The following is a 671-nucleotide window of genomic DNA, read 5'->3' as shown; positions in this document are numbered from 1 at the left end:
ATGGCGAGCCGACCCCCCAAGGCCCCGGAGAGGCAGTTGCACCTCTGCGGGGGCTCTTCTTGGTCGGCGGCGTCGTCAAACAGTTGATCACCACAACCGATGCACACGTTGTGCGCGAACACCTAAGTTCCCTCTTGCAGGTGAAGAACCTTGTCGTGCTGATGGGATCTGGAGCCTCATTCCACCTCGGCTCACCCCAGACTCGCAACCTCAGGAATCAGAAGGTCCTGGACCTAATCACCGGCGCTGGCGGTGTAGTAAGTGCCACCGACACTGAGCTTCTCAACGTCATTAATCCATCAGACAACGGAGACCTCGAGCAGCTGCTCAACGGGCTGCAACTCGCTGCTTCTCTTGCGAGGCAAGCCGGTCAGGACTCGGTGGCACTCGGCGCAGGAGGCGATGCCAAGACCTACCCGAACGAACAAGTCGAGAGTTTGCGCCGCAGCATCAACCGGGCCCTGGCAGATGCGTGTCGCTTGCCTACCGAGACTGCGGCATTGGAGCCGCCGTTTAATTCGGATCCGCTGCGTGCGCATCGGACCTTTCTGTCGCGGATCGTCCGCAGCCGACGGTCGAACCTTCCGCGCCCCCGGATCTTCACGACCAACTATGACCTCGTGATTGAGCGAGCTCTCGACGAACTTGGCTTTCCTTACATCGACGGCTTC

General features: G+C 60.2%; 1 pseudogene. It reads left to right on the top strand.

The annotated features are described in order from the left end of the window. Positions 1–140 precede the first annotated feature (140 nt). A pseudogene (locus IMZ11_RS43125) lies at positions 141–671 on the top strand (hypothetical protein); the annotation flags it as partial.

The organism is Microtetraspora sp. AC03309 (genome assembly GCF_020826795.1).
GTDB classification, from domain to species: domain Bacteria; phylum Actinomycetota; class Actinomycetes; order Streptosporangiales; family Streptosporangiaceae; genus Microtetraspora; species Microtetraspora glauca.
Note: the sequence above shows the minus strand (reverse complement) of the source record. Positions and strands in the feature narration are given on the sequence as shown.